At 69.8% G+C, this 21,238-nt stretch carries 19 protein-coding genes; 16 read left to right on the forward strand and 3 right to left on the reverse strand.

Features of this window, described 5'->3' with window-relative positions:
• Window positions 1-43 precede the first annotated feature (43 nt).
• Window positions 44-2,269, reverse strand: a complete 2,226-nt coding sequence (locus OHB49_RS34005) for an elongation factor G-like protein EF-G2 (protein ID WP_329164760.1) — start codon at window positions 2,267-2,269, stop codon at window positions 44-46.
• Window positions 2,270-2,537: 268 nt separating this feature from the next.
• On the opposite strand from OHB49_RS34005, the gene pgsA reads away from it, so the two are divergent.
• The 15 genes from pgsA (at window position 2,538) to OHB49_RS34080 (ending at window position 18,082) form a co-directional block, all read left to right on the forward strand.
• Entirely contained in the window at window positions 2,538-3,209 is a 672-nt protein-coding gene (gene pgsA / locus OHB49_RS34010; RefSeq protein ID WP_030968704.1) for a phosphatidylinositol phosphate synthase, read from the forward strand.
• Window positions 3,206-4,141 (forward strand): phosphatidylinositol mannoside acyltransferase, encoded by a 936-nt coding sequence (locus OHB49_RS34015; protein WP_329164761.1) that lies wholly within the window; start codon window positions 3,206-3,208, stop codon window positions 4,139-4,141. Before pgsA ends, OHB49_RS34015 begins: the two co-directional genes overlap by 4 nt.
• Window positions 4,138-5,298 carry a glycosyltransferase family 4 protein gene (locus OHB49_RS34020; RefSeq protein ID WP_329164762.1) on the forward strand — a complete coding sequence of 387 codons (1,161 nt, stop codon included), beginning with the start codon at window positions 4,138-4,140 and terminating at the stop codon, window positions 5,296-5,298. The genes OHB49_RS34015 and OHB49_RS34020 overlap by 4 nt, the downstream gene beginning before the upstream one ends.
• Before the next feature lie 214 nt (window positions 5,299-5,512).
• Window positions 5,513-6,058 (forward strand): hypothetical protein, encoded by a 546-nt coding sequence (locus OHB49_RS34025; protein WP_030968720.1) that lies wholly within the window; start codon window positions 5,513-5,515, stop codon window positions 6,056-6,058.
• 258 nt (window positions 6,059-6,316) lie between these two features.
• Entirely contained in the window at window positions 6,317-7,237 is a 921-nt protein-coding gene (gene pdxS, locus OHB49_RS34030; protein ID WP_030968722.1) for a pyridoxal 5'-phosphate synthase lyase subunit PdxS, read from the forward strand.
• A gap of 6 nt (window positions 7,238-7,243) precedes the next feature.
• Window positions 7,244-7,837, forward strand: a complete 594-nt coding sequence (gene pdxT, locus OHB49_RS34035) for a pyridoxal 5'-phosphate synthase glutaminase subunit PdxT (protein ID WP_329164764.1) — start codon at window positions 7,244-7,246, stop codon at window positions 7,835-7,837.
• Between the two features lie 62 nt (window positions 7,838-7,899).
• Window positions 7,900-8,652 carry a YebC/PmpR family DNA-binding transcriptional regulator gene (locus OHB49_RS34040; RefSeq protein WP_030918812.1) on the forward strand — a complete coding sequence of 251 codons (753 nt, stop codon included), beginning with the start codon at window positions 7,900-7,902 and terminating at the stop codon, window positions 8,650-8,652.
• 121 nt (window positions 8,653-8,773) lie between these two features.
• The gene (ruvC, locus tag OHB49_RS34045; RefSeq protein ID WP_030918815.1) at window positions 8,774-9,346 is read left to right on the forward strand and encodes a crossover junction endodeoxyribonuclease RuvC; all 573 of its coding nucleotides are present in this window, start codon (window positions 8,774-8,776) and stop codon (window positions 9,344-9,346) included.
• The gene (gene ruvA, locus OHB49_RS34050; RefSeq protein ID WP_030968728.1) at window positions 9,343-9,969 is read left to right on the forward strand and encodes a Holliday junction branch migration protein RuvA; all 627 of its coding nucleotides are present in this window, start codon (window positions 9,343-9,345) and stop codon (window positions 9,967-9,969) included. Before ruvC ends, ruvA begins: the two co-directional genes overlap by 4 nt.
• A gap of 71 nt (window positions 9,970-10,040) precedes the next feature.
• A complete protein-coding gene (gene ruvB, locus OHB49_RS34055) occupies window positions 10,041-11,114 on the forward strand; it encodes a Holliday junction branch migration DNA helicase RuvB (protein ID WP_329164766.1) in 1,074 nt (357 codons plus the stop codon).
• A gap of 165 nt (window positions 11,115-11,279) precedes the next feature.
• Complete coding sequence (gene yajC, locus OHB49_RS34060) at window positions 11,280-11,795, forward strand: preprotein translocase subunit YajC (RefSeq protein WP_329164767.1); 516 nt, start codon at window positions 11,280-11,282, stop codon at window positions 11,793-11,795.
• A 147-nt stretch (window positions 11,796-11,942) separates the two neighbouring features.
• On the forward strand, window positions 11,943-13,685 hold the full coding sequence (gene secD, locus OHB49_RS34065) for a protein translocase subunit SecD (RefSeq protein ID WP_329164769.1): 1,743 nt from the start codon (window positions 11,943-11,945) through the stop codon (window positions 13,683-13,685).
• A gap of 1 nt (window position 13,686) precedes the next feature.
• A complete protein-coding gene (secF, locus tag OHB49_RS34070; protein WP_030968736.1) occupies window positions 13,687-14,790 on the forward strand; it encodes a protein translocase subunit SecF in 1,104 nt (367 codons plus the stop codon).
• The gene (locus tag OHB49_RS34075) at window positions 14,787-15,338 is read left to right on the forward strand and encodes an adenine phosphoribosyltransferase (protein WP_030968737.1); all 552 of its coding nucleotides are present in this window, start codon (window positions 14,787-14,789) and stop codon (window positions 15,336-15,338) included. Before secF ends, OHB49_RS34075 begins: the two co-directional genes overlap by 4 nt.
• A gap of 302 nt (window positions 15,339-15,640) precedes the next feature.
• Window positions 15,641-18,082, forward strand: coding sequence for a RelA/SpoT family protein (locus tag OHB49_RS34080; protein WP_392757770.1), 2,442 nt, complete (start codon window positions 15,641-15,643; stop codon window positions 18,080-18,082).
• A gap of 77 nt (window positions 18,083-18,159) precedes the next feature.
• Here OHB49_RS34080 and OHB49_RS34085 read toward each other — a convergent pair whose 3' ends face one another.
• Both OHB49_RS34085 and OHB49_RS34090 read right to left on the reverse strand, forming a co-directional pair.
• Window positions 18,160-19,389, reverse strand: coding sequence for a DUF349 domain-containing protein (locus tag OHB49_RS34085; RefSeq protein WP_329164772.1), 1,230 nt, complete (start codon window positions 19,387-19,389; stop codon window positions 18,160-18,162).
• Between the two features lie 204 nt (window positions 19,390-19,593).
• On the reverse strand, window positions 19,594-20,379 hold the full coding sequence (locus OHB49_RS34090) for a peptidylprolyl isomerase (RefSeq protein ID WP_030968742.1): 786 nt from the start codon (window positions 20,377-20,379) through the stop codon (window positions 19,594-19,596).
• 159 nt (window positions 20,380-20,538) lie between these two features.
• Here OHB49_RS34090 and OHB49_RS34095 point away from each other — a divergent pair, with 159 nt between their 5' ends.
• Window positions 20,539-21,225, forward strand: a complete 687-nt coding sequence (locus OHB49_RS34095) for an MBL fold metallo-hydrolase (protein WP_327123876.1) — start codon at window positions 20,539-20,541, stop codon at window positions 21,223-21,225.
• The last annotated feature ends 13 nt before the right edge of the window (window positions 21,226-21,238 follow it).

A 21,238-nucleotide genomic window follows, 5' to 3' on the forward strand; every position in this document is an offset into this window, starting at 1 on the left:
TGCGCTGCCCGTCCTTGTGGACAAGGACGGGCAGCGCTGTCAACTATGTGCCGTTTGGGGCGTTTTCCTGCTCTTCGCGGATGCGGTCCGCGAGCTGCGGGGGCATCGCCTCGTGCCGGGCGTACGACCGGTCGAACCGGCCGGTACCGTGTGACAGCGAGCGCAGGTCGACCGCGTACCGGCCGATCTCCACCTCCGGCACTTCGGCCCGTACGAGGGTGCGTCCCGGCCCCGACTGCTCGGTGCCGACCACCCGCCCGCGCCGCCCCGACAGATCGCTCATCACCGGCCCCACGTAGTCGTCGGGGATCAGGACCTGGACCTCGGAGACGGGTTCGAGGAGCTGGATACGGGCGTCCGCGGCCGCCTCCCGCAGCGCCAGTGCGCCTGCCGCCTGGAACGCGGCGTCGGACGAGTCCACGGAGTGCGCCTTCCCGTCCCGCAGGGTGATCCGGACGTCGACCAGGGGATGGCCGGCCGCCACTCCGCGGGCTGCCTGGGCGCGTACCCCCTTCTCCACGGACGGGATGAACTGGCGCGGTACCGCGCCGCCGACCACCTTGTCGACGAATTCGATGCCCGAACCGGGGGGCAGCGGCTCCACGTCGATCTCGCAGATGGCGTACTGGCCGTGGCCGCCGGACTGCTTGACGTGCCGGCCGCGGCCGGTCGACGGGCCGGCGAACGTCTCGCGCAGGGGCACCCGGTGCGGTACGGCGTCGACCTGGACCCCGTACCGGGTGCGCAGCCGGTCCAGGGCCACGTCCTGATGGGCTTCGCCGAGGCACCACAGGACCACCTGATGCGTGTCCTGGTTCTGTTCGAGGCGCATGGTCGGGTCCTCGGCGACGAGCCGTGCGAGACCTTGGGAGAGCTTGTCGTCGTCCGCCTTGCTGTGTGCCTCGATGGCGAGGGGCAGCAGTGGATCGGGCATGGTCCAGGGCTCCATCAGCAGCGGATCCTCCGGGGCCGAGAGGGTGTCCCCGGTCTCGGCGCTGCCCAGTTTGGCGACGCAGGCCAGATCTCCGGCGATGCAGCTGGTCAGGGCGCGCTGCTGCTTGCCGAAGGGGGCGGTGAGCGCGCCGACCCGGACCTCCGCGTCGTGGAAGGGACGGGGTTCGTGGCCGGGATCGGTGAGGCCGTGGCCGAGGACATGGACGGTTTCGTCGGGGCGCAGGGTGCCGGAGAAGACGCGGACGAGTGAGACGCGTCCGACATACGGGTCGGAGGCCGTCTTGACCACCTCGGCGACCAGTGGTCCTTGGGGATCGCAGGCCGGGGCGGGGCGCAGGGCGCCCTGCGGGGTGGTGACGGCGGGCAGCGGGCGCTCCAGCGGGGTCGGGAAGCCGCCCGTGATCAGGTCGAGGAGTTCGACGGTGCCGATGCCCTGGCGGGCGCCGTCGGTGGCCGGTGCCGCGGTGAGGACGGGGTGGAAGGTGCCGCGGGCGACGGCGCGCTCAAGGTCGTCGATGAGGGTCTTGATGTCGATGTCCTCGCCGCCGAGGTAGCGGTCCATCAGGGTCTCGTCCTCGCTCTCGGCGATGATCCCTTCGATCAGCCGGCTGCGGGCGTCCTGGAGCGGTGTCTGCTGGTCGTCGGCGGGCGGGGTCGCCTTCCGCTCGCCGCTGGAGTAGTCGAAGATCCGCTGCGAGAGGAGTCCGGTGAGTCCGGTCAGCGGGGCGTGCCCGTCCGGGCCCTCGGCGCCCAGCACCGGAAGATAGAGCGGCAGCACGGCATCGGGGTCGTCGCCGCCGAAGATCTCTCCGCAGACCCGGGTCATCCCGTCGAAGGAGGTGCGCGCGGTGTCGAGGTGGGTGACGACGATCGCGCGCGGCATGCCGACGGCGGCGCACTCCTCCCATACGGCGCGTGTGGTGCCCACCACTGCGTCGGCCTCCTGGGCCGCGGAGACAACGAAGAGGGCCGCGTCCGCTGCCCGCAGACCGGCCCTGAGTTCCCCGACGAAGTCGGCGTATCCGGGGGTGTCCAACAGATTGATCTTGCACCCGCCCCATTCGACGGGGACCACGGAGAGCTGTACTGAGCGTTGCTGGCGGTGTTCGATCTCGTCGTAGTCGGAGATCGTCCCGCCGTCTTCGACCCGGCCGGCCCGGTTGACCGCTCCGGCGGTCTGTGCGAGGGCTTCGACGAGGGTGGTCTTGCCTGAGCCGCTGTGGCCGACCAGCACCACATTCCGTATGGAGGAGGGCCGGTCGGCCGTTGCTGCTCTGCCGGCGGCCCCGGTGTGTGCGTGTGCCTTGTCGCCCATGATGTGCCTCCCGGTGGAGTGCGCTGTGCGGGGAGCTTGCCTGGCGCGTTGAGGGGAGATGAGGGGCGCGGGCACTGGGGAGCCGCCGCGGCGGCTTCGGCGACGCCCGCGGTAATTCGAGCTTTCCACTCCGGTCGGCTTGCGTCCATACGTCGTACGCCGACGCACCTGGACGGGTGCCCGGAGGTTGGACCCCTGCACGGGTGACTACGATGGGCCAGCCGGTGGCCGAAGGGGCCGCACGGCCCACCGACCCCTCGGGAAGGCCATGCTGAACAAGTACGCGCGTGCATTTTTTACGCGTGTCCTCACACCGTTCGCCGCACTGCTGCTCCGTCTCGGCGTGAGCCCTGACGCGGTCACGCTCATCGGTACGGCCGGAGTGATGGCAGGTGCGCTGGTCTTCTTCCCCATGGGCGAGTTCTTCTGGGGCACGATCGTCATCACGATCTTCGTCTTCTCCGACCTCGTAGACGGGAACATGGCCCGGCAGGCCGGTATCTCCAGCCGCTGGGGCGCGTTCCTGGACTCGACGCTGGACCGGGTCGCCGACGGGGCGATCTTCGGCGGGTTCGCGCTCTGGTACGCGGGCAACGGCGACGACAACGTGCTGTGCGCGGTGGCGATCTTCTGCCTGGCCAGCGGCCAGGTGGTCTCGTACACGAAGGCCCGCGGCGAATCGATCGGCCTGCCGGTCGCGGTCAACGGTCTGGTCGAGCGTGCCGAGCGGCTGGTGATCTCGCTGGTGGCGGCCGGGCTGGCCGGGCTCCACAAGTTCGGTGTGCCGGGGATCGACATCCTGCTGCCGATCGCGCTGTGGATCGTCGCCATCGGCAGTCTGGTGACGCTCGTGCAGCGGGTGGTGACCGTGCGCCGCGAGTCCGCGGAGGCCGACGCGGCCGCCGCGGCGGCGGACCGGGGGAGCGAGGCCGCCCAGTGAGCGGCACCCAGGGGGAGTCGAAGCCAGGGCTGAAGGATCGGCTGACCGACGGTCTGTACGGGCTCGGCTGGGGCGCGGTGAAGAAGCTCCCCGAACCGGTCGCGCAGGCCCTCTTCCGTGCCCTCGCCGACCAGGTGTGGAAGCGGCGCGGCAAGAGTGTGCTGCGGCTGGAGTCGAACCTGGCGAGGGTGGTGCCGGACGCGAGCCCGGCCCGCCTGGCCGAGCTCTCCAGGGCCGGGATGCGCTCGTACATGCGCTACTGGATGGAGTCGTTCCGCCTGCCGACGTGGAGTCCGGAGCGGATCAAGGCCGGCATAGACGTCTCGGACGCCCGCCGGCTGACCGACGGTCTCGACGCCGGACGCGGTGTGATCCTTGCCCTGCCTCACCTGGCCAACTGGGATCTGGCAGGGGCCTGGGTCACCACCGATATGAAGGTGCCGTTCACCACGGTCGCCGAGCGGCTGAAGCCCGAATCCCTGTACGACCGGTTCGTCGCCTACCGCGAGGGGCTCGGCATGGAGGTCCTGCCGCACACCGGCGGATCCGCCTTCGGCACCCTGGCACGGCGCCTGCGCGACGGCGGCCTGGTCTGTCTGGTCTCCGACCGCGATCTGTCCGCATCCGGTGTCGAGGTGACGTTCTTCGGCGACACGGCACGGATGCCCGCCGGCCCCGCGCTGCTGGCCCAGCAGACCGGTGCGCTGCTGCTGCCCGTGACCCTCCGGTACGACGGGACTCCGGTGATGAAGGCACGGATCCACCCGGCCGTCGAGGTGCCCGAGTCAGGTACGCGTACCGAGAAGACGTCTGTGATGACACAGGCGCTGGCCGATGCCTTCGCCACCGGAATCGCGGAGCACCCGGAGGACTGGCACATGCTGCAGCGGCTCTGGCTCGCCGACCTCGAACCCAGGGAGGAGCAGTCGTGAAGATCGGCATCGTCTGCCCGTACTCCTGGGACGTACCGGGCGGCGTGCAGTTCCATATCCGCGACCTGGCCGAGCACCTGATCCGCCTCGGTCACCAGGTGTCGGTGCTGGCCCCCGCCGACGACGAGACGCCGCTGCCGCCGTACGTGGTGTCCGCGGGCCGGGCCGTACCCGTCCCGTACAACGGCTCCGTCGCCCGGCTGAACTTCGGATTCCTCTCCGCTGCGCGGGTGCGCCGCTGGCTGCACGACGGCACCTTCGACGTGATCCACATCCATGAGCCGACCTCGCCGTCGCTGGGGCTGCTCACCTGCTGGGCCGCGCAGGGGCCGATCGTCGCCACGTTCCACACCTCCAACCCGCGCTCCCGGGCGATGATCGCCGCCTACCCGATCCTGCAGCCCGCGCTGGAGAAGATCAGCGCGCGCATCGCGGTGAGCGAGTACGCGCGCCGGACCCTGGTCGAGCACCTCGGCGGTGACGCGGTGGTCATTCCGAACGGGGTCGACGTCGGCTTCTTCGACAAGGCCGAGCCCAAGCCCGAATGGCAGGGCGGGACGATCGGCTTCATCGGGCGCATCGACGAGCCGCGCAAGGGCCTGCCAGTCCTGATGAGGGCACTGCCCGCGATCCTCGCAGCCCGCCCGGACACCAGGCTGCTGGTGGCGGGCCGGGGTGACGAGGAGGAGGCCGTCGCCTCGCTGCCCGAGGAGATGCGCGAGCGCGTCGAATTCCTCGGCATGGTGAGCGACGAGGACAAGGCAAGGCTGCTGCGCAGTGTCGACGTGTACGTGGCCCCCAACACGGGCGGCGAGAGCTTCGGGATCATTCTGGTCGAGGCGATGTCGGCGGGTGCACCGGTCCTCGCCAGCGATCTGGATGCGTTCGCCCAGGTACTGGACCTGGGCGCGGCGGGCGAGCTGTTCGCCAACGAGGACGCGGACGCGCTGGCGGCGGCGGCGATCCGGCTGCTCGGCGATCCTGAGCGGCGCGCGGAGCTGAGCCATCGGGGCAGCGCGCATGTGCGGCGGTTCGACTGGTCGACGGTGGCGGCGGACATCCTCGCGGTGTACGAGACGGTGACGGACGGGGCCGCATCGGTGGCGACGGACGAACGCACGGGCCTGCGGGCCCGGTTCGGGCTGGCCCGACCCTGAGGCCTGACGCTCCTGTTCCGGGCCGGCCGGCCCAGGTCCGTCCGGGCTTCGTGCGGTCCGGCCCGGGGCGGTGGACCGCATGTCCGGGCATCTCGGGGCCGTCCGTCCCGGGCCCGACCGGCGCGATCGAGGGCCAGGGTCCGGGGCTGCTTCCCGGGCAGGGGTGCGGGCCGGAGGGCGGGGACGCGCGCGGCCGACGGTAGCCTTGCGGCCCGTGACCGAAACCCTCATCTGGATCGCCGTCGCGATCGTCGCGATCGGCCTGTACCTCAGCTGGACCGCCGGACGGCTGGACCGGCTGCACACGCGGATCGACGCCGCCCGCGCCGCCCTCGACGCACAACTGCTGCGCCGTGCCTCGGTCACCCAGGAACTGGCCACGTCGGGTGTCCTCGACCCGGCCGCGTCCATCGTGCTGTACGAGGCCGCGCACGCGGCCCGGCAGTCGGAGGAGGAGCACCGCGAGGTCGCGGAGAGCGAGCTCAGCACCGCGCTGCGGGCGGTGTTCGGCGAGCCGGCCCAGGTGGAGGCCGTGAAGGAGATCCCCGGCGGCGAGGAGGCCGCGTCGGAGCTGGCCGCGGCCGTGCGACGGGTCCCGATGGCGCGGCGGTTCCACAACGACGCGGTGCGCGCGGCGCGTGCGCTGCGCAGGCACCGCACGGTGCGCTGGTTCCGGCTGGCCGGACACGCACCGTTCCCCTTGGCCTTCGAGATGGACGACGAGCCGCCGGTCGCGCTGGCGGACCGCCCGGTCAGCTGACGGGAGAACGGCCGCCACCGGGCCCTCATCTCCCGCACGGAGGGCCTGTACGTGGCGCACAGGATCACCACTCGTGCCGAGAGGCCCCCCGCTCCTGCTCGGTGCAAGGTGTGCCGTTCACCCCGTAGACGGCCGTACGCCGCCAGAACGATCCACCGGCCTGCCATTGGCCCTTGCTGTGGACTGGTTCCGAGGAGTTTGCTGAGCAGAGCACCAACGAGCACCATCAGCATCTTTTTCTCCGAGTGAGGTCGATCCGTGTCCACGCTTCCCACCACCCCGCAGTCCACCGACTCCCCGGCGACCGGCACCGCGCGCGTCAAGCGCGGCATGGCCGAGCAGCTCAAGGGCGGCGTGATCATGGACGTCGTCAACGCCGAGCAGGCGAAGATCGCCGAGGACGCGGGCGCCGTGGCCGTCATGGCACTCGAGCGGGTGCCCGCCGACATCCGCAAGGACGGCGGCGTGGCCCGGATGTCCGACCCGAACATGATCGAAGAGATCATCGAGGCCGTCTCCATCCCGGTGATGGCGAAGTCCCGCATCGGCCACTTCGTCGAGGCCCAGGTCCTGCAGTCCCTCGGCGTCGACTACATCGACGAGTCCGAGGTCCTCACCCCGGCCGACGAGGTCAACCACAGCGACAAGTTCGCTTTCACCACGCCGTTCGTCTGCGGCGCCACCAACCTGGGCGAGGCGCTGCGCCGCATCGCCGAGGGTGCGGCCATGATCCGCTCGAAGGGCGAGGCCGGCACCGGCAACGTCGTCGAGGCGGTCCGCCACCTGCGCCAGATCAAGAACGAGATCGCCCGGCTGCGCGGCTACGACAACAACGAGCTGTACGCCGCAGCCAAGGAGCTCCGCGCCCCGTACGAGCTGGTCAAGGAGGTCGCCGAGCTCGGCAAGCTGCCCGTCGTCCTGTTCTCCGCGGGTGGCGTGGCCACCCCGGCCGACGCCGCGCTGATGCGCCAGCTCGGTGCCGAGGGCGTCTTCGTCGGCTCCGGCATCTTCAAGTCCGGCGACCCGGCCAAGCGCGCCGCCGCCATCGTGAAGGCCACCACCTTCTACGACGACCCGAAGATCATCGCGGATGCCTCCCGCAACCTGGGTGAGGCCATGGTCGGCATCAACTGCGACACGCTGCCCGAGACCGAGCGCTACGCCAACCGCGGCTGGTAGTCACTGATGAGCGACACCCCTGTGATCGGAGTCCTGGCTCTTCAGGGCGACGTACGGGAGCACCTGATCGCCCTGGCCTCGGCCGATGCCCTGGCCAGGCCGATCCGGCGCCCCGAGGAACTCGCCGAGGTCGACGGTCTTGTCATACCCGGCGGTGAGTCCACCACCATGTCCAAGCTGGCCGTCCTGTTCGGCATGCTGGAGCCGCTGCGCGAGCGGGTACGCGCCGGAATGCCGGTCTACGGCACCTGCGCGGGAATGATCCTGCTGGCGGACAAGATCCTCGACCCGCGCTCGGGCCAGGAGACCATCGGCGGCATCGACATGATCGTGCGCCGTAACGCCTTCGGGCGGCAGAACGAGTCCTTCGAGGCGGCCGTCGAGGTCACCGGAATCGACGGCGGTCCGGTCGAAGGCGTCTTCATCCGGGCCCCCTGGGTGGAGTCGGTCGGCGCACAGGCCCAGGTCGTGGCCGAGCACGGTGGTCACATCGTCGCCGTACGGCAGGGAAACGCCCTGGCGACGTCATTTCACCCGGAACTGACCGGGGACCACCGAGTTCACGCGCTCTTCGTCGACATGGTGCGCGCAGTCCGCTGACTCGATCCCGGTAGGATCTCTCGGGTTCGTTAAGAAATTGGTGACGCGAAGGAGACAGGCAGATGTCCGGCCACTCTAAATGGGCTACGACGAAGCACAAGAAGGCCGTGATTGACGCCAAGCGCGGCAAGCTCTTCGCGAAGCTGATCAAGAACATCGAGGTCGCGGCCCGCACCGGCGGTGTGGACCCCGAGGGCAACCCGACCCTCGTCGATGCGATCCAGAAGGCCAAGAAGAGCTCCGTCCCGAACAAGAACATCGACTCCGCGGTCAAGCGCGGTGGCGGTCTCGAAGCGGGCGGCGTCGACTACCAGACGATCATGTACGAGGGTTACGGCCCGAACGGTGTCGCGGTGCTCATCGAGTGCCTCACCGACAACCGCAACCGTGCTGCCTCCGACGTGCGGGTCGCGATGACCCGCAACGGTGGTTCGATGGCCGACCCGGGTTCGGTCTCGTACCTGTTCAACCGCAAGGGCGTCGTCATCGTCCCCAAGGGCGAGCTGACCGAGGACGACGTCCTCGGTGCGGTGCTCGACGCGGGCGCCGAGGAGGTCAACGACCTCGGTGAGTCCTACGAGGTCGTCAGCGAGGCCACGGACATGGTCGCGGTCCGTACCGCGCTCCAGCAGGCCGGCATCGACTACGACTCCGCCGAGGCCAACTTCCTGCCCACCATGCAGGTCGAGCTGGACGAGGAAGGCGCACGCAAGATCTTCAAGCTGATCGACGCGCTGGAGGACAGCGACGACGTGCAGAACGTCTTCGCCAACTTCGACGTCTCGGACGAGGTCATGGAGAAGGTCGACGCCTGAGGCGCACTCAGCACAGCCTTCAGCACGGGCCGGCGGGGACACACCCCGTCGGCCCGTCGCATTGTCAGTGCGAGCCGATAGCCTGCGGGAACAGTTGACCGATCGGCAGAGGGGGCGCTTCATGCGGGTACTGGGCGTGGACCCGGGGCTGACCCGGTGCGGCGTCGGCGTCGTCGAAGGCGTCGCGGGCCGCCCGCTGACGATGCTCGGGGTCGGCGTCGTGCGCACCCCGGCCGATGCGGAGCTCGGCCACCGACTGGTCGCCATCGAGCGAGGCATCGAGGAGTGGCTCGACGAGCACCGTCCCGAATTCGTCGCCGTGGAGCGGGTGTTCAGCCAGCACAACGTGCGTACGGTGATGGGCACCGCGCAGGCCAGCGCGGTCGCCATGCTCTGCGCCTCCCGCCGCGGCATCCCCGTCGCCCTGCACACCCCCAGTGAGGTCAAGGCCGCCGTCACCGGCAGCGGTCGCGCCGACAAGGCGCAGGTCGGCGCGATGGTCACCCGGCTGCTGAGGCTCGACGCCCCGCCGAAGCCGGCCGACGCCGCCGACGCGCTGGCCCTGGCCATCTGCCACATATGGCGGGCCCCGGCCGTCAACCGCCTCCAGCAGGCGCATGCGGCCGCCGCGGCGGCCCGCACCCCGCGCGTTCCCCGTACCCCCGCAGTTCCCGTCCGGAAGGTCCCCCGATGATCGCCTTCGTCAGCGGCCCCGTCGCCGCACTCGCCCCGACCACGGCCGTGATCGAGGTCGGTGGCATCGGCATGGCCGTCCAGTGCAGCCCCCACACCCTCGCCGACCTGCGGATCGGTCAGGAGGCCAGGCTGGCCACCTCGCTCGTCGTGCGGGAGGACTCGCTGACGCTCTACGGCTTCGCCGACGACGACCAGCGGCAGGTCTTCGAGCTGCTGCAGACCGCCAGCGGCGTCGGCCCGAGGCTCGCCCAGGCGATGCTGGCCGTGCACAGCCCGGACGCCCTGCGCCTCGCCGTCTCCTCCGGCGACGAGAAGGCGCTCACCGCTGTCCCCGGCATCGGCAAGAAGGGTGCGCAGAAACTCCTTCTCGAGCTGAAGGACAGGCTCGGCGAGCCCGTCGGCGCCCACATCGGCCGGCAGGGGATCGGCACCGCCGTCTCCTCCTCCTGGCGCGACCAGCTGCATGCCGCCCTGATCGGCCTCGGCTACGCGAGCCGTGAGGCCGACGAAGCGGTCTCCGCCGTTGCCCCGCAGGCCGAGGCCGCCCTCGCCGAGGGCGCCCAGCCGCCCGTACCGCAGCTGCTGCGCGCCGCCCTGCAGACCCTCAACCGCGCACGCTGACCGGACGCGACACCCCGACGCACGGGCATCGCACGGCCCGGCACCGAAACACCCGAGGCGGGACTGACCGAATGAACTGGGACGACACCGGACCCGACACCGACGAGCGGCTCGACGAGCGCCTCGTCGACGCAGGCGCGGACGGCGAGGACACCGCGGTCGAAGCCGCCCTGCGGCCGAAGGACCTCGACGAGTTCGTCGGCCAGGAGAAGGTGCGCGAACAGCTCGACCTGGTCCTGAAGGCGGCCCTGGCCCGTGGCGCCACCGCCGACCACGTCCTGCTCTCCGGTGCCCCCGGCCTCGGCAAGACCACCCTCTCCATGATCATCGCTGCCGAGATGGGCGCCCCGATCCGGATCACTTCCGGTCCGGCCATCCAGCACGCGGGCGACCTCGCCGCGATCCTTTCCTCCCTCCAGGAGGGCGAGGTCCTCTTCCTCGACGAGATCCACCGCATGTCACGGCCCGCCGAAGAGATGCTCTACATGGCCATGGAGGACTTCCGGGTCGACGTCATCGTCGGCAAGGGCCCCGGCGCCACCGCCATCCCGCTGGAGCTGCCGCCCTTCACCCTGGTCGGTGCCACCACCCGGGCCGGACTCCTGCCGCCACCGCTGCGCGACCGCTTCGGGTTCACCGGCCACATGGAGTTCTACGCCCCCGCCGAACTGGAACGCGTCATCCACCGCTCGGCCCGCCTCCTCGACGTCGCGATAGACGCCGACGGCGCCGCCGAGATCGCCGGCCGTTCCCGCGGCACGCCCCGTATCGCCAACCGTCTGCTGCGCCGCGTCCGTGACTACGCCCAGGTCAAGGCGGACGGCCGGATCGACCGCACCGTCGCTGCCGCGGCCCTCAGGGTGTACGAGGTCGACGCCAGGGGCCTGGACCGGCTGGACCGGGCGGTGCTCGGAGCGCTGCTGAAGCTCTTCGGCGGCGGCCCGGTCGGCCTGTCCACCCTCGCGGTGGCCGTGGGGGAGGAGCGCGAGACGGTCGAGGAGGTCGCGGAGCCCTTCCTGGTACGGGAAGGTCTGCTGGCCAGGACGCCGAGGGGCCGGGTCGCCACCCCGGCGGCCTGGACCCATCTGGGTCTCGTCCCCCCGTCCCATGGCGGAAAAGGACAACAGGGTCTTTTTGGGGCGTGATGCGTCACAGGTTGCCCCAGATCAGGAACCACGGTGCCATGCTGGGCGTTGTTCCATCGATGCGGACTCGCTTAGACTCCGCCGATGCCGTCCGTACAGGGCGGCGTACCCACCCCCGTAGATCAGGCCGCCTTCCAGCGCGGTCGTGCGAAGGAAACTCGTCCCGTGAATCCCGTGACTCTCCTCCCCTTCATCGTGCTCATCGGGGCCATGTTCCTGATGACCCGGTCCGCCAAGAAGAAGCAGGCTGCCGCCGCGCAGATGCGCAACGAGATGCAGCCCGGCACCGGCGTCCGGACGATCGGGGGCATGTACGCCACCGTCAAGGAGCTGCACGACGACACGGTTGTCCTTGAGGTCGCACCCGGCGTCCACGCCATCTACGCCAAGAACTCCATCGGCGCCGTCCTCGACGACGCGGAGTACAACCGGATCGTCCACGGTGACGGCGACGACATCGACGGCGCGATCGTGCCGGACGACGCCTCCTCGCTGACCGAGGCGGCCGGCGCCGACGAGCCCGTCGAGGCCGACGCGGACGACGACTCCTCGGACAAGGCCAAGATCGACCTGGGCAAGAAGGCCGAGGCCGACGACGTCGAGCCGAAGGACGAGCCGAAGGCCGAGCCGAAGGACGTCAAGGCCGATGAGAAGGCCGACGGCGAGGCCGACGCGAAGTAGGGCATGACTCGGGGGATGCTGTGAGCCTACCGGCGTCCGGCATCCCCCGGAACGTGCGGTCTTCTGCGGGGGCAGGTCCCCACAACACTTCGTGGCCGCTCGGGCGCGTACCCGGCGCGGGGCGGTTGGACAGGGAGAAACGAGAAGGTGGCAGCACCGAAGAAGGGCCGAGGGCCGTCCGGCGGCCAGGGCAGGCCGGGGCGTGCCCTGGCTCTGATCCTGATCGCCATGGTCGCGCTCACCGGCGGGATGTTCTTGTCCGGTCACACCACGCCTCGGCTGGGTATCGACCTGGCGGGCGGCACGTCGATCACGCTCAAGGCGAAGAGCCAGCCCGGCAAGCCCGACGCGATCAACCCGACCAACATGGACACCGCGGTCAGCATCATCGAACGCCGTGTCAATGGTCTGGGTGTCTCGGAGGCCGAGGTCCAGACCCAGGGCCGGGACAACATCATCGTCAACATCCCCAAGGGGACGAACTCGAAGCAGGCCCGGGAACAGGTCGGTACGACCGCCCAGCTCTACTTCCGGCCGGTGCTCACCGTGACCGCGGGCCAGGCCACGCCCACCGACACCGCCAGCCCTTCGGCATCCGGTTCGGCCAAGCCGAGCGCCTCGCCCAGCGACAAGGAGACGGCCTCCGGTTCGAAGGCCACTCCCTCGGCCAGCGCCACCACCCAGGGCCGCGCGGTCACCGGCGCCCTGAAGAAGGACACGTCGCCCAGCCCCAGCACCAGCGCCTCCGGGACGCCGAAGGCGTCCGCGAGCCCTTCGGCCTCGGTCGACCCGGCCACCGCCGAGCTCCAGAAGCGGTTCGCCGCTCTGGACTGCTCCACCAAGGCAGGCCGTGCGAAGGCCGGTGCCAACGCGAAGCCCACCGACACCACGATCGCGTGCAGCTCCGAGGGTGACGCCAAGTACGTCCTCGGCCCGGCCGAGGTCTCCGGTACGGACGTGGACAGCGCCAAGGCCACGATCGACCAGCAGCGCGGCATGTGGATCGTGCAGATGGACTTCACCGACAAGGGCTCGAAGAAGTTCCAGCAGATCACCTCCAAGCTGTCGCAGCAGCAGTCGCCGATGAACCAGTTCGCCATCGCGCTCGACGGCGAGGTCGTCTCCGCGCCCCAGGTGAACGAGACTCTCAGCGGCAGCGCCGAGATCTCCGGCAGCTTCACCCAGCAGTCCGCCCAGGACCTGGCGAACGTGCTGTCGTACGGTGCGCTCCCGCTGTCCTTCGACGAGGACACGGTCACCACCGTCACCGCCGCGCTCGGCGGTGAGCAGCTCCAGGCGGGCCTGATCGCCGGCGCGATCGGTCTGGCCCTGGTCGTCATCTACCTGGTTGCCTATTACCGCGGCCTTGCGCTCATCGCGCTCCTGAGCCTCCTGGTCTCCGGCATCCTGACCTACACGCTCATGTCGCTGCTCGGCCCGGCCATCGGCTTCGCGCTGAACCTCCCCGCGGTCTGTGGTGCCATCGTGGCGATCGGTATCACCGCGGACTCGTTCATCGTGTACTTCGAACGCATCCGGGACGAGATCCGCGACGGCCGCACGCTGCGTCCGGCCGTCGAGCGTGCCTGGCCGCGCGCCCGGCGCACCATCCTGGTCTCCGACTTCGTGTCGTTCCTCGCCGCCGCGGTGCTCTTCATCGTGACCGTCGGCAAGGTCCAGGGCTTCGCCTTCACGCTGGGTCTCACCACCCTGCTCGACGTGGTCGTGGTGTTCCTCTTCACCAAGCCCGTCATGACGCTGATGGCCCGTACGAAGTTCTTCTCCGGCGGTCACCCGTGGTCCGGCCTGGACCCGAAGCGGCTCGGCGCCAAGCCGCCGCTGCGCCGCACGCGTCGTGTCAACGCCCCCACCGACCCGAAGGAGGCGTGAGATGTCGCGACTCGGCAGTCTCGGCTCCCGGCTCTACCGCGGCGAGGTCGCTTACGACTTCATCGGCAAGCGCAAGATCTGGTACGGCGTCTCGATCCTGATCACCATCACGGCTGTCGTCGCCCTGGCGGTCGGCGGCCTCAACATGGGGATCGAGTTCAAGGGCGGCGCGGTCTTCACAACTCCGTCGACCAGCGCCACGGTCGCCCAGGCGGAGGAATCCGCGGTCTCCGCCTCCGGACACCAGGCGATCGTCCAGAAGCTCGGCAACGGCGGTCTGCGCATTCAGATCACCGAAGTCGACCTGGCGAAGTCGGACGCGATCAAGACGGAGCTCGCCAAGGACCTCAAGGTCCCCGAGGAGAAGATCAACGCCGACCTGGTCGGCCCCAGCTGGGGTGAGCAGATCGCCAACAAGGCCTGGACCGGCCTCGGCATCTTCATGATCCTCGTGGTGATCTACCTGGCCATCGCGTTCGAGTGGCGGATGGCGATCGCGGCCCTGGTCGCGCTGATCCACGACATCACGATCACGGTGGGTATCTACGCCCTGGTCGGCTTCGAGGTCACCCCGGGTACCGTGATCGGTCTGCTGACCATCCTCGGTTACTCCCTGTACGACACGGTCGTCGTCTTCGACAGCCTCAAGGAGGGCACGAAGGGGATCACCAAGCAGACCCGCTGGACGTACAGCGAGATCGCCAACCGCTCGATCAACGGCACGCTGGTCCGTTCCATCAACACCACCGTCGTGGCGCTGCTGCCGGTCGCCGGTCTGCTGTTCATCGGTGGTGGCGTTCTCGGCGCCGGCATGCTGAACGACATCTCGCTGTCGCTCTTCGTCGGCCTCGCCGCCGGTGCGTACTCCTCGATCTTCATCGCCACCCCGCTGGTCGCCGACCTCAAGGAACGCGAGCCGCAGATCAAGGCCCTGAAGAAGCGGATTCTCGCCAAGCGCGCGGCAGCCGCCGCCAAGGGCGAGTCAGCCGAGGACGAGCAGTCGCAGGACGACGACGTCCCCGTGGACGCCGCACCCACCGCCGCGGTGGTCGGTCAGCGCCAGCAGCCCAGGGGTCACGGCCGGACTCCGGGGAAGCGCCGATGACCAGCACCACCGAGAGCATCAGGGAACTGCTGCTCAGCCGGATCCGTGATGTGGCGGACTACCCGAAGCCGGGCGTGATGTTCAAGGACATCACCCCGCTGCTCGCGGACCCGGTGGCGTTCACGGCTCTCACCGACTCCCTCGCGGAGCTGTGCGTCCGGCACGGCGCCACGAAGATCGTCGGTCTCGAGGCGCGCGGCTTCATCCTGGCCGCGCCGGTCGCGGTCCGGGCCGGGCTCGGTTTCGTACCCGTCCGCAAGGCCGGGAAGCTGCCCGGAGCCACGCTCAGCCAGGCGTACGAGCTGGAGTACGGCACCGCGGAGATCGAGATCCACGCCGAGGACCTCGCTCCCGACGACCGGATCATGGTCATCGACGACGTCCTCGCCACCGGCGGCACCGCCGAGGCCTCGCTGGAGCTGATCCGCAGGGCCGGTGCCCAGGTCGCGGGCGTCGCGGTCCTCATGGAGCTCGGTTTCCTCGCGGGCCGGGCCCGGCTGGAGCAGGGGCTCGAAGGTGCCCCGCTGGAGGCTCTGATCACGATCTGAGCGTCGCGCGCGGTAGCGGACCGTACGCGGACGCACACCTGCAGACACAGGACGGGCACCCGGGAACAGCCGGGTGCCCGTCCCGCGTTGTGAAAGGTCTCACCGTCCCCGGGGGAGCTCCGGCCGCAGGGTCGATACGATGGCCTTTCCGGGTGTCCGGATCCGCACGAGGAGCGCTCTTGCCAGACGAGGCCCAGCCAGTCGCCGCCCCGCAGCCCGACAAGCCCGCGGCGGTCCCAGCCACGCCCGAGAAGAAGCAGCCCGCGGCGAAGGAGAAGCCGAAGCCCCCGGCCCCCGAACCCGTGCGCAGCCCGGCGCAGGCGCCCATCAAGGCGAACGGGTCCGCCGACCGGCCGGCCCCGGCCTCGCCGGCGCCGACAGCTCCGAAGCCCCCGGCCAAGCCCGCCGTCAAGCCTGTGGCACCGGCCGGCTCCGTGGCTCGTTCCGGCGGCTCCTCCAACCGGGTACGGGCCAGGCTCGCCCGGCTCGGCGTGCAGCGCTCCAGCCCGTACAACCCGGTTCTCGAACCGCTGCTGCGTGCCGTCCGCAGCAACGACCCCAAGATCGAGACGTCCACGCTGCGTCAGATCGAGCGCGCCTACCAGGTCGCCGAGCGCTGGCACCGCGGCCAGAAGCGCAAGAGCGGCGACCCGTACATCACACACCCGCTCGCCGTCACGACGATCCTCGCCGAACTCGGCATGGACCCGGCGACGCTGATGGCCGGCCTGCTGCACGACACGGTCGAGGACACCGAGTACGGCCTCGACACGCTGCGCCGCGACTTCGGCGACCAGGTCGCGCTGCTCGTCGACGGTGTGACCAAGCTCGACAAGGTCAAGTTCGGCGAGGCCGCACAGGCCGAGACCGTACGCAAGATGGTCGTCGCCATGGCCAAGGACCCCCGGGTCCTCGTCATCAAGCTCGCCGACCGGCTGCACAACATGCGCACCATGCGCTATCTCAAGCGGGAGAAGCAGGAGAAGAAGGCCCGCGAGACGCTGGAGATCTACGCGCCCCTGGCACACCGCCTGGGCATGAACACCATCAAGTGGGAACTGGAGGACCTCGCCTTCGCGATCCTCTACCCGAAGATGTACGACGAGATCGTCCGTCTCGTCGCCGAGCGGGCGCCCAAGCGTGACGAGTACCTCGCCATAGTGACCGACGAGGTCCAGGCCGACCTGCGCGCCGCCCGGATCAAGGCCACCGTCACGGGACGCCCGAAGCACTACTACAGCGTCTACCAGAAGATGATCGTGCGGGGCCGGGACTTCGCCGAGATCTACGACCTGGTGGGCATCCGCGTCCTCGTCGACACCGTTCGCGACTGTTATGCGGCACTCGGCACCGTGCACGCGCGATGGAATCCGGTCCCCGGCCGGTTCAAGGACTACATCGCGATGCCCAAGTTCAACATGTACCAGTCGCTGCACACCACGGTGATCGGTCCCAGCGGCAAGCCCGTCGAGCTGCAGATCCGCACCTTCGACATGCACCGTCGCGCCGAGTACGGCATCGCCGCGCACTGGAAGTACAAGCAGGAGGCCGTGGCGGGCGCCTCCAAGGTCCGTACCGACGTACCGAAGAACACCGGTCGTGGCCAGGACACCGTCAACGACATGGCGTGGCTGCGCCAGCTCCTGGACTGGCAGAAGGAGACCGAGGACCCCAGCGAGTTCCTGGACTCGCTGCGCTTCGACCTCTCGCGCAACGAGGTCTTCGTCTTCACGCCGAAGGGCGACGTCATAGCGCTCCCCGCGGGTGCGACACCGGTCGACTTCGCGTACGCCGTGCACACGGAGGTCGGCCACCGGACGATAGGAGCACGTGTCAACGGGCGGCTCGTACCGCTCGAATCGACCCTCGACAACGGCGACCTGGTGGAGGTCTTCACCTCCAAGGCGGCCGGCGCGGGACCGTCCCGGGACTGGCTCGGCTTCGTCAAGTCGCCGCGCGCCCGGAACAAGATCCGCGCCTGGTTCTCCAAGGAGCGCCGCGACGAGGCGATCGAGCAGGGCAAGGACTCCATCGCGCGAGCCATGCGCAAGCAGAACCTGCCGATCCAGCGGATCCTGACCGGCGACTCGCTGGTCACGCTCGCCCACGAGATGCGCTACCCCGACATCTCGTCGCTGTATGCGGCGATCGGCGAGGGTCATGTCGCGGCGGCGGGCGTCGTACAGAAGCTGGTGCAGGCGCTCGGCGGTGAGGACGCCGCCAACGAGGATCTCGCGGAGAGCTCGCCGCCGTCCCGCAGCCGCCACAAGCGCCGCTCCAACACCGACCCGGGTGTGGTCGTCAAGGGTGTCGAGGACGTCTGGGTCAAACTGGCCCGCTGCTGTACACCCGTCCCCGGTGACCCGATCATCGGCTTCGTCACCCGCGGCAGCGGCGTCTCCGTGCACCGCGCCGACTGCGTCAACGTCGACTCGCTGTCGCAGCAGCCGGAGCGGATCCTCGAGGTCGAATGGGCACCCACCCAGTCCTCGGTCTTCCTGGTCGCCATCCAGGTCGAGGCGCTGGACCGGTCGCGGCTGCTCTCGGACGTCACGCGTGTCCTGTCCGACCAGCACGTCAACATCCTGTCCGCGGCCGTGCAGACCTCGCGGGACCGGGTGGCCACCTCGCGCTTCACCTTCGAGATGGGCGACCCGAAGCACCTCGGACACGTCCTGAAGGCCGTACGGGGCGTGGAGGGCGTCTACGACGTCTACCGCGTGACCTCGGCCCGCAGGCCGTAAGCGCACCTCGCACCGCACACAAGGAAGGGGCTCCCGTACGTCACGTACGGGAGCCCCTTCCTTGTGTGCGGTGTTGTTCAGCCGCCGAACTCCTCCAGGCCCTTCAGCGCCTGGTCCAGGAGTGCCTGGCGGCCCTCCAGCTCACGGGCCAGCTTGTCGGCCCGGGCGTTGTTGCCCGCGGCGCGCGCCGTGTCGATCTGCGTACGCAGCTTGTCCACGGCAGCCTGCAGCTGACCGGTCAGACCCTCGGCGCGCGCACGCGCCTCCGGGTTCGTCCGGCGCCACTCGGACTCCTCGGCCTCCTGGAGCGCCCGCTCCACCGCCTGCATCCGCCCCTCGATCTTCGGGCGGGCGTCACGCGGGACATGGCCGATGGCTTCCCAGCGCTCGTTGATGGCACGGAACGCGGCCCTCGCCGCCTTCAGGTCCTTCACCGGCACCAGCTTCTCGGCCTCGACCGCGAGCTCCTCCTTCAGCTTGAGGTTCTCGCCCTGCTCCGCGTCCCGCTCGGCGAAGACCTCGCCGCGGGCGGCGAAGAAGACGTCCTGCGCACCGCGGAAGCGGTTCCACAGATCGTCCTCCGCCTCGCGCTGGGCGCGGCCCGCCGCCTTCCACTCCGTCATCAGATCGCGGTAGCGCGCGGCCGTCGTACCCCAGTCGGTGGAACCGGACAGCGCCTCGGCCTCGACGACCAGCTTCTCCTTGGCCTTGCGGGCCTCCTCGCGCTGGGCGTCCAGCGAGGCGAAGTGCGCCTTACGGCGCTTGGAGAACGCCGAGCGCGCGTGCGAGAAGCGGTGCCACAGCTCGTCGTCCGACTTGCGGTCGAGCCGCGGCAGGCCCTTCCACGTGTCGACGAGCGCCCGCAGCCGCTCGCCCGCGGAGCGCCACTGCTCGCTCTGCGCCAGCTCCTCGGCCTCGACGACCAGCGCCTCCTTGGCGTGCTTCGCCTCGTCGGTCTGCTTCGCCTTCTGGACCTTGCGCTCCTCGCGGCGGGAATCGACCGTCGCGACCAGCGCGTCCAGGCGCTTGCGCAACGCGTCGAGGTCACCGACCGCATGATGCTCGTCGACCTGCTGACGCAGATGCTCGATGGCGGTCGTTGCGTCCTTCGCCGACAGGTCGGTGGTCTTCACCCGCCGTTCGAGGAGGCCGATCTCGACCACGATGCCCTCGTACTTGCGCTCGAAGTAGGCCAGAGCCTCCTCGGGTGAGCCGGCCTGCCACGATCCGACCACCTGCTCGCCATCGGCTGTACGCACGTACACGGTGCCCGTCTCGTCGACGCGGCCCCACGGGTCGCTGCTCACAGCGCCTCCTCCACCTGATGCCTGTGAGGGGGTTCGCCCCCCTGGCATCGTCCACAGTTTCCTGGGGCGGGCTGCGCGCCCGCCCTGCACAACGCCAATCTAGGCGACCGGCCGCCCGGCTGTCCGCACTCAGCGCGGCCGAATTCTTCGGCCCGCACCACGACGGCCGGACCGGGCTCGCCGGGCCGGCCGCCCCGGTCGGGGTCAGGCCTTGTCGACGGCCGCCTTCGAGATGGTGACGGCCTTCTTCGGGGCACCGTCGGCCGCGCCACCGGTGACACCGGCGGTCCCGACCGCCTTCACGGCCTTGAGCGAGGCGGCGTCCATCGTGCCGAACGGCGTGTAGGTGGGCGGCAGTTTGCTGTCCTTGTACACCAGGAAGAACTGGCTGCCGCCGGTGTGCGGCTGACCGGTGTTGGCCATCGCCACCGTGCCCGCCGGGTATGTCACCGTGCCGTCCTTGCCCGCCTTGCCCAGCGCGGTCAGGTTCTCGTCCGGGATCGTGTAGCCCGGGCCGCCCGTGCCGTCACCCTTGGGATCACCGCACTGCAGGACGAAAATGCCCTGTGTGGTGAGCCGGTGACACTTCGTGCCGTCGAAGAACCCCTTGTCCGCGAGGGACTTGAACGAGTTCGTCGTGTGCGGGGTCTTCGCCGCGTCCATCGTGAACGCGATGTCGCCCTGGTTCGTCTTGAGCGACAACGTGTACTTCGACTTCTTGTCGATCTTCATCGCCGGCTCGGGCGCACTGCTCTCGCTCGCCGAGGGTGAGGGGGACGGGCTGGTGCTCGACGCCGCGTCCTTCTTGTCCTTGTCGTCGCCGCCGAGGGAGACGAACGCGGTGACTCCGACGACCGCCACCACGGCCAGCGCGGACGCGATGACGACGGTGAGTCGCCTGGTTTTGCGGCGGGCCTCCTCCCGGCGCTGCTGCTGCCGCTCGAACTTCTCCCTGGCGAGCTGCCGCCGCCGCTGATCGCTGCTGACCACCGGGTGATCTCCTTGTACGTCGTGTGATCGGGCCTGGGTTGCCCCGTACCGTATATGGGTTAGCTGTGGAATGAGGAGCGCCGGTAGGCTCTGAACTGCCGCGACCTTCTCAGCCGCAGTCGGCCGCACCCCTCCGTCGGACGACCATTAAGGACGATCGTGCTCATTGCCGGGTTCCCCGCCGGGGCCTGGGGGACCAATTGCTATGTGGTCGCCCCCGCCGCCGGTGAGGAGTGCGTGATCATCGACCCGGGCCACCAGGCCACCCAGGGAGTCGAGGACGCGCTGAAGAAGCATCGGCTGAAGCCGGTCGCCGTAGTGCTCACCCACGGGCACATCGACCATGTCGCCTCGGTCGTCCCGGTGTGCGGCGCGCACGATGTCCCTGCCTGGATCCACCCCGAGGACCGGTACATGATGAGCGACCCGGAGAAGGCCCTCGGCCGCTCCATCGGGATGCCGCTCATGGGCGAGCTGACGGTGGGGGAGCCGGACGACGTCAAGGAGCTGAGCGACGGTGCCCAGCTGTTGCTGGCCGGTCTGGAGTTCGGTGTCGCGCATGCGCCCGGTCATACCAGGGGGTCGGTGACGTTCAGGATGCCCGAGGCCGCGGATGTTCCCCAGGTCCTCTTCTCGGGCGACCTGCTCTTCGCCGGCTCCGTCGGACGCACCGACCTGCCTGGCGGCGACCACGCCGAGCTGCTCGAGTCGCTGGCCCGTGTGTGCCTGCCGCTCGACGACTCGACCGTGGTGCTGTCCGGCCACGGCCCCCAGACGACCATCGGCCGCGAGCGCGCCTCGAACCCGTATCTGCACGGGCTGGCCGCGCCCCGACGAGGAATGTGACGAGAGTTAGAAC

The organism is Streptomyces sp. NBC_01717 (genome assembly GCF_036248255.1).
Classification (GTDB): domain Bacteria; phylum Actinomycetota; class Actinomycetes; order Streptomycetales; family Streptomycetaceae; genus Streptomyces.

Bases quoted from the DNA above. Each gene is read 5' to 3' on its own strand.
- OHB49_RS34005 (WP_329164760.1), bottom strand. From the start codon at position 2,269: ATGGGCGACAAGGCACACGCACACACCGGGGCCGCCGGCAGAGCAGCA.
- ruvA (WP_030968728.1), top strand. From the start codon at position 9,343: ATGATCGCCTTCGTCAGCGGCCCCGTCGCCGCACTCGCCCCGACCACG.
- ruvB (WP_329164766.1), top strand. From the start codon at position 10,041: ATGAACTGGGACGACACCGGACCCGACACCGACGAGCGGCTCGACGAG.
- OHB49_RS34040 (WP_030918812.1), top strand. From the start codon at position 7,900: ATGTCCGGCCACTCTAAATGGGCTACGACGAAGCACAAGAAGGCCGTG.
- pgsA (WP_030968704.1), top strand. From the start codon at position 2,538: ATGCTGAACAAGTACGCGCGTGCATTTTTTACGCGTGTCCTCACACCG.
- OHB49_RS34075 (WP_030968737.1), top strand. From the start codon at position 14,787: ATGACCAGCACCACCGAGAGCATCAGGGAACTGCTGCTCAGCCGGATC.
- pdxT (WP_329164764.1), top strand. From the start codon at position 7,244: ATGAGCGACACCCCTGTGATCGGAGTCCTGGCTCTTCAGGGCGACGTA.
- secF (WP_030968736.1), top strand. From the start codon at position 13,687: ATGTCGCGACTCGGCAGTCTCGGCTCCCGGCTCTACCGCGGCGAGGTC.
- ruvC (WP_030918815.1), top strand. From the start codon at position 8,774: ATGCGGGTACTGGGCGTGGACCCGGGGCTGACCCGGTGCGGCGTCGGC.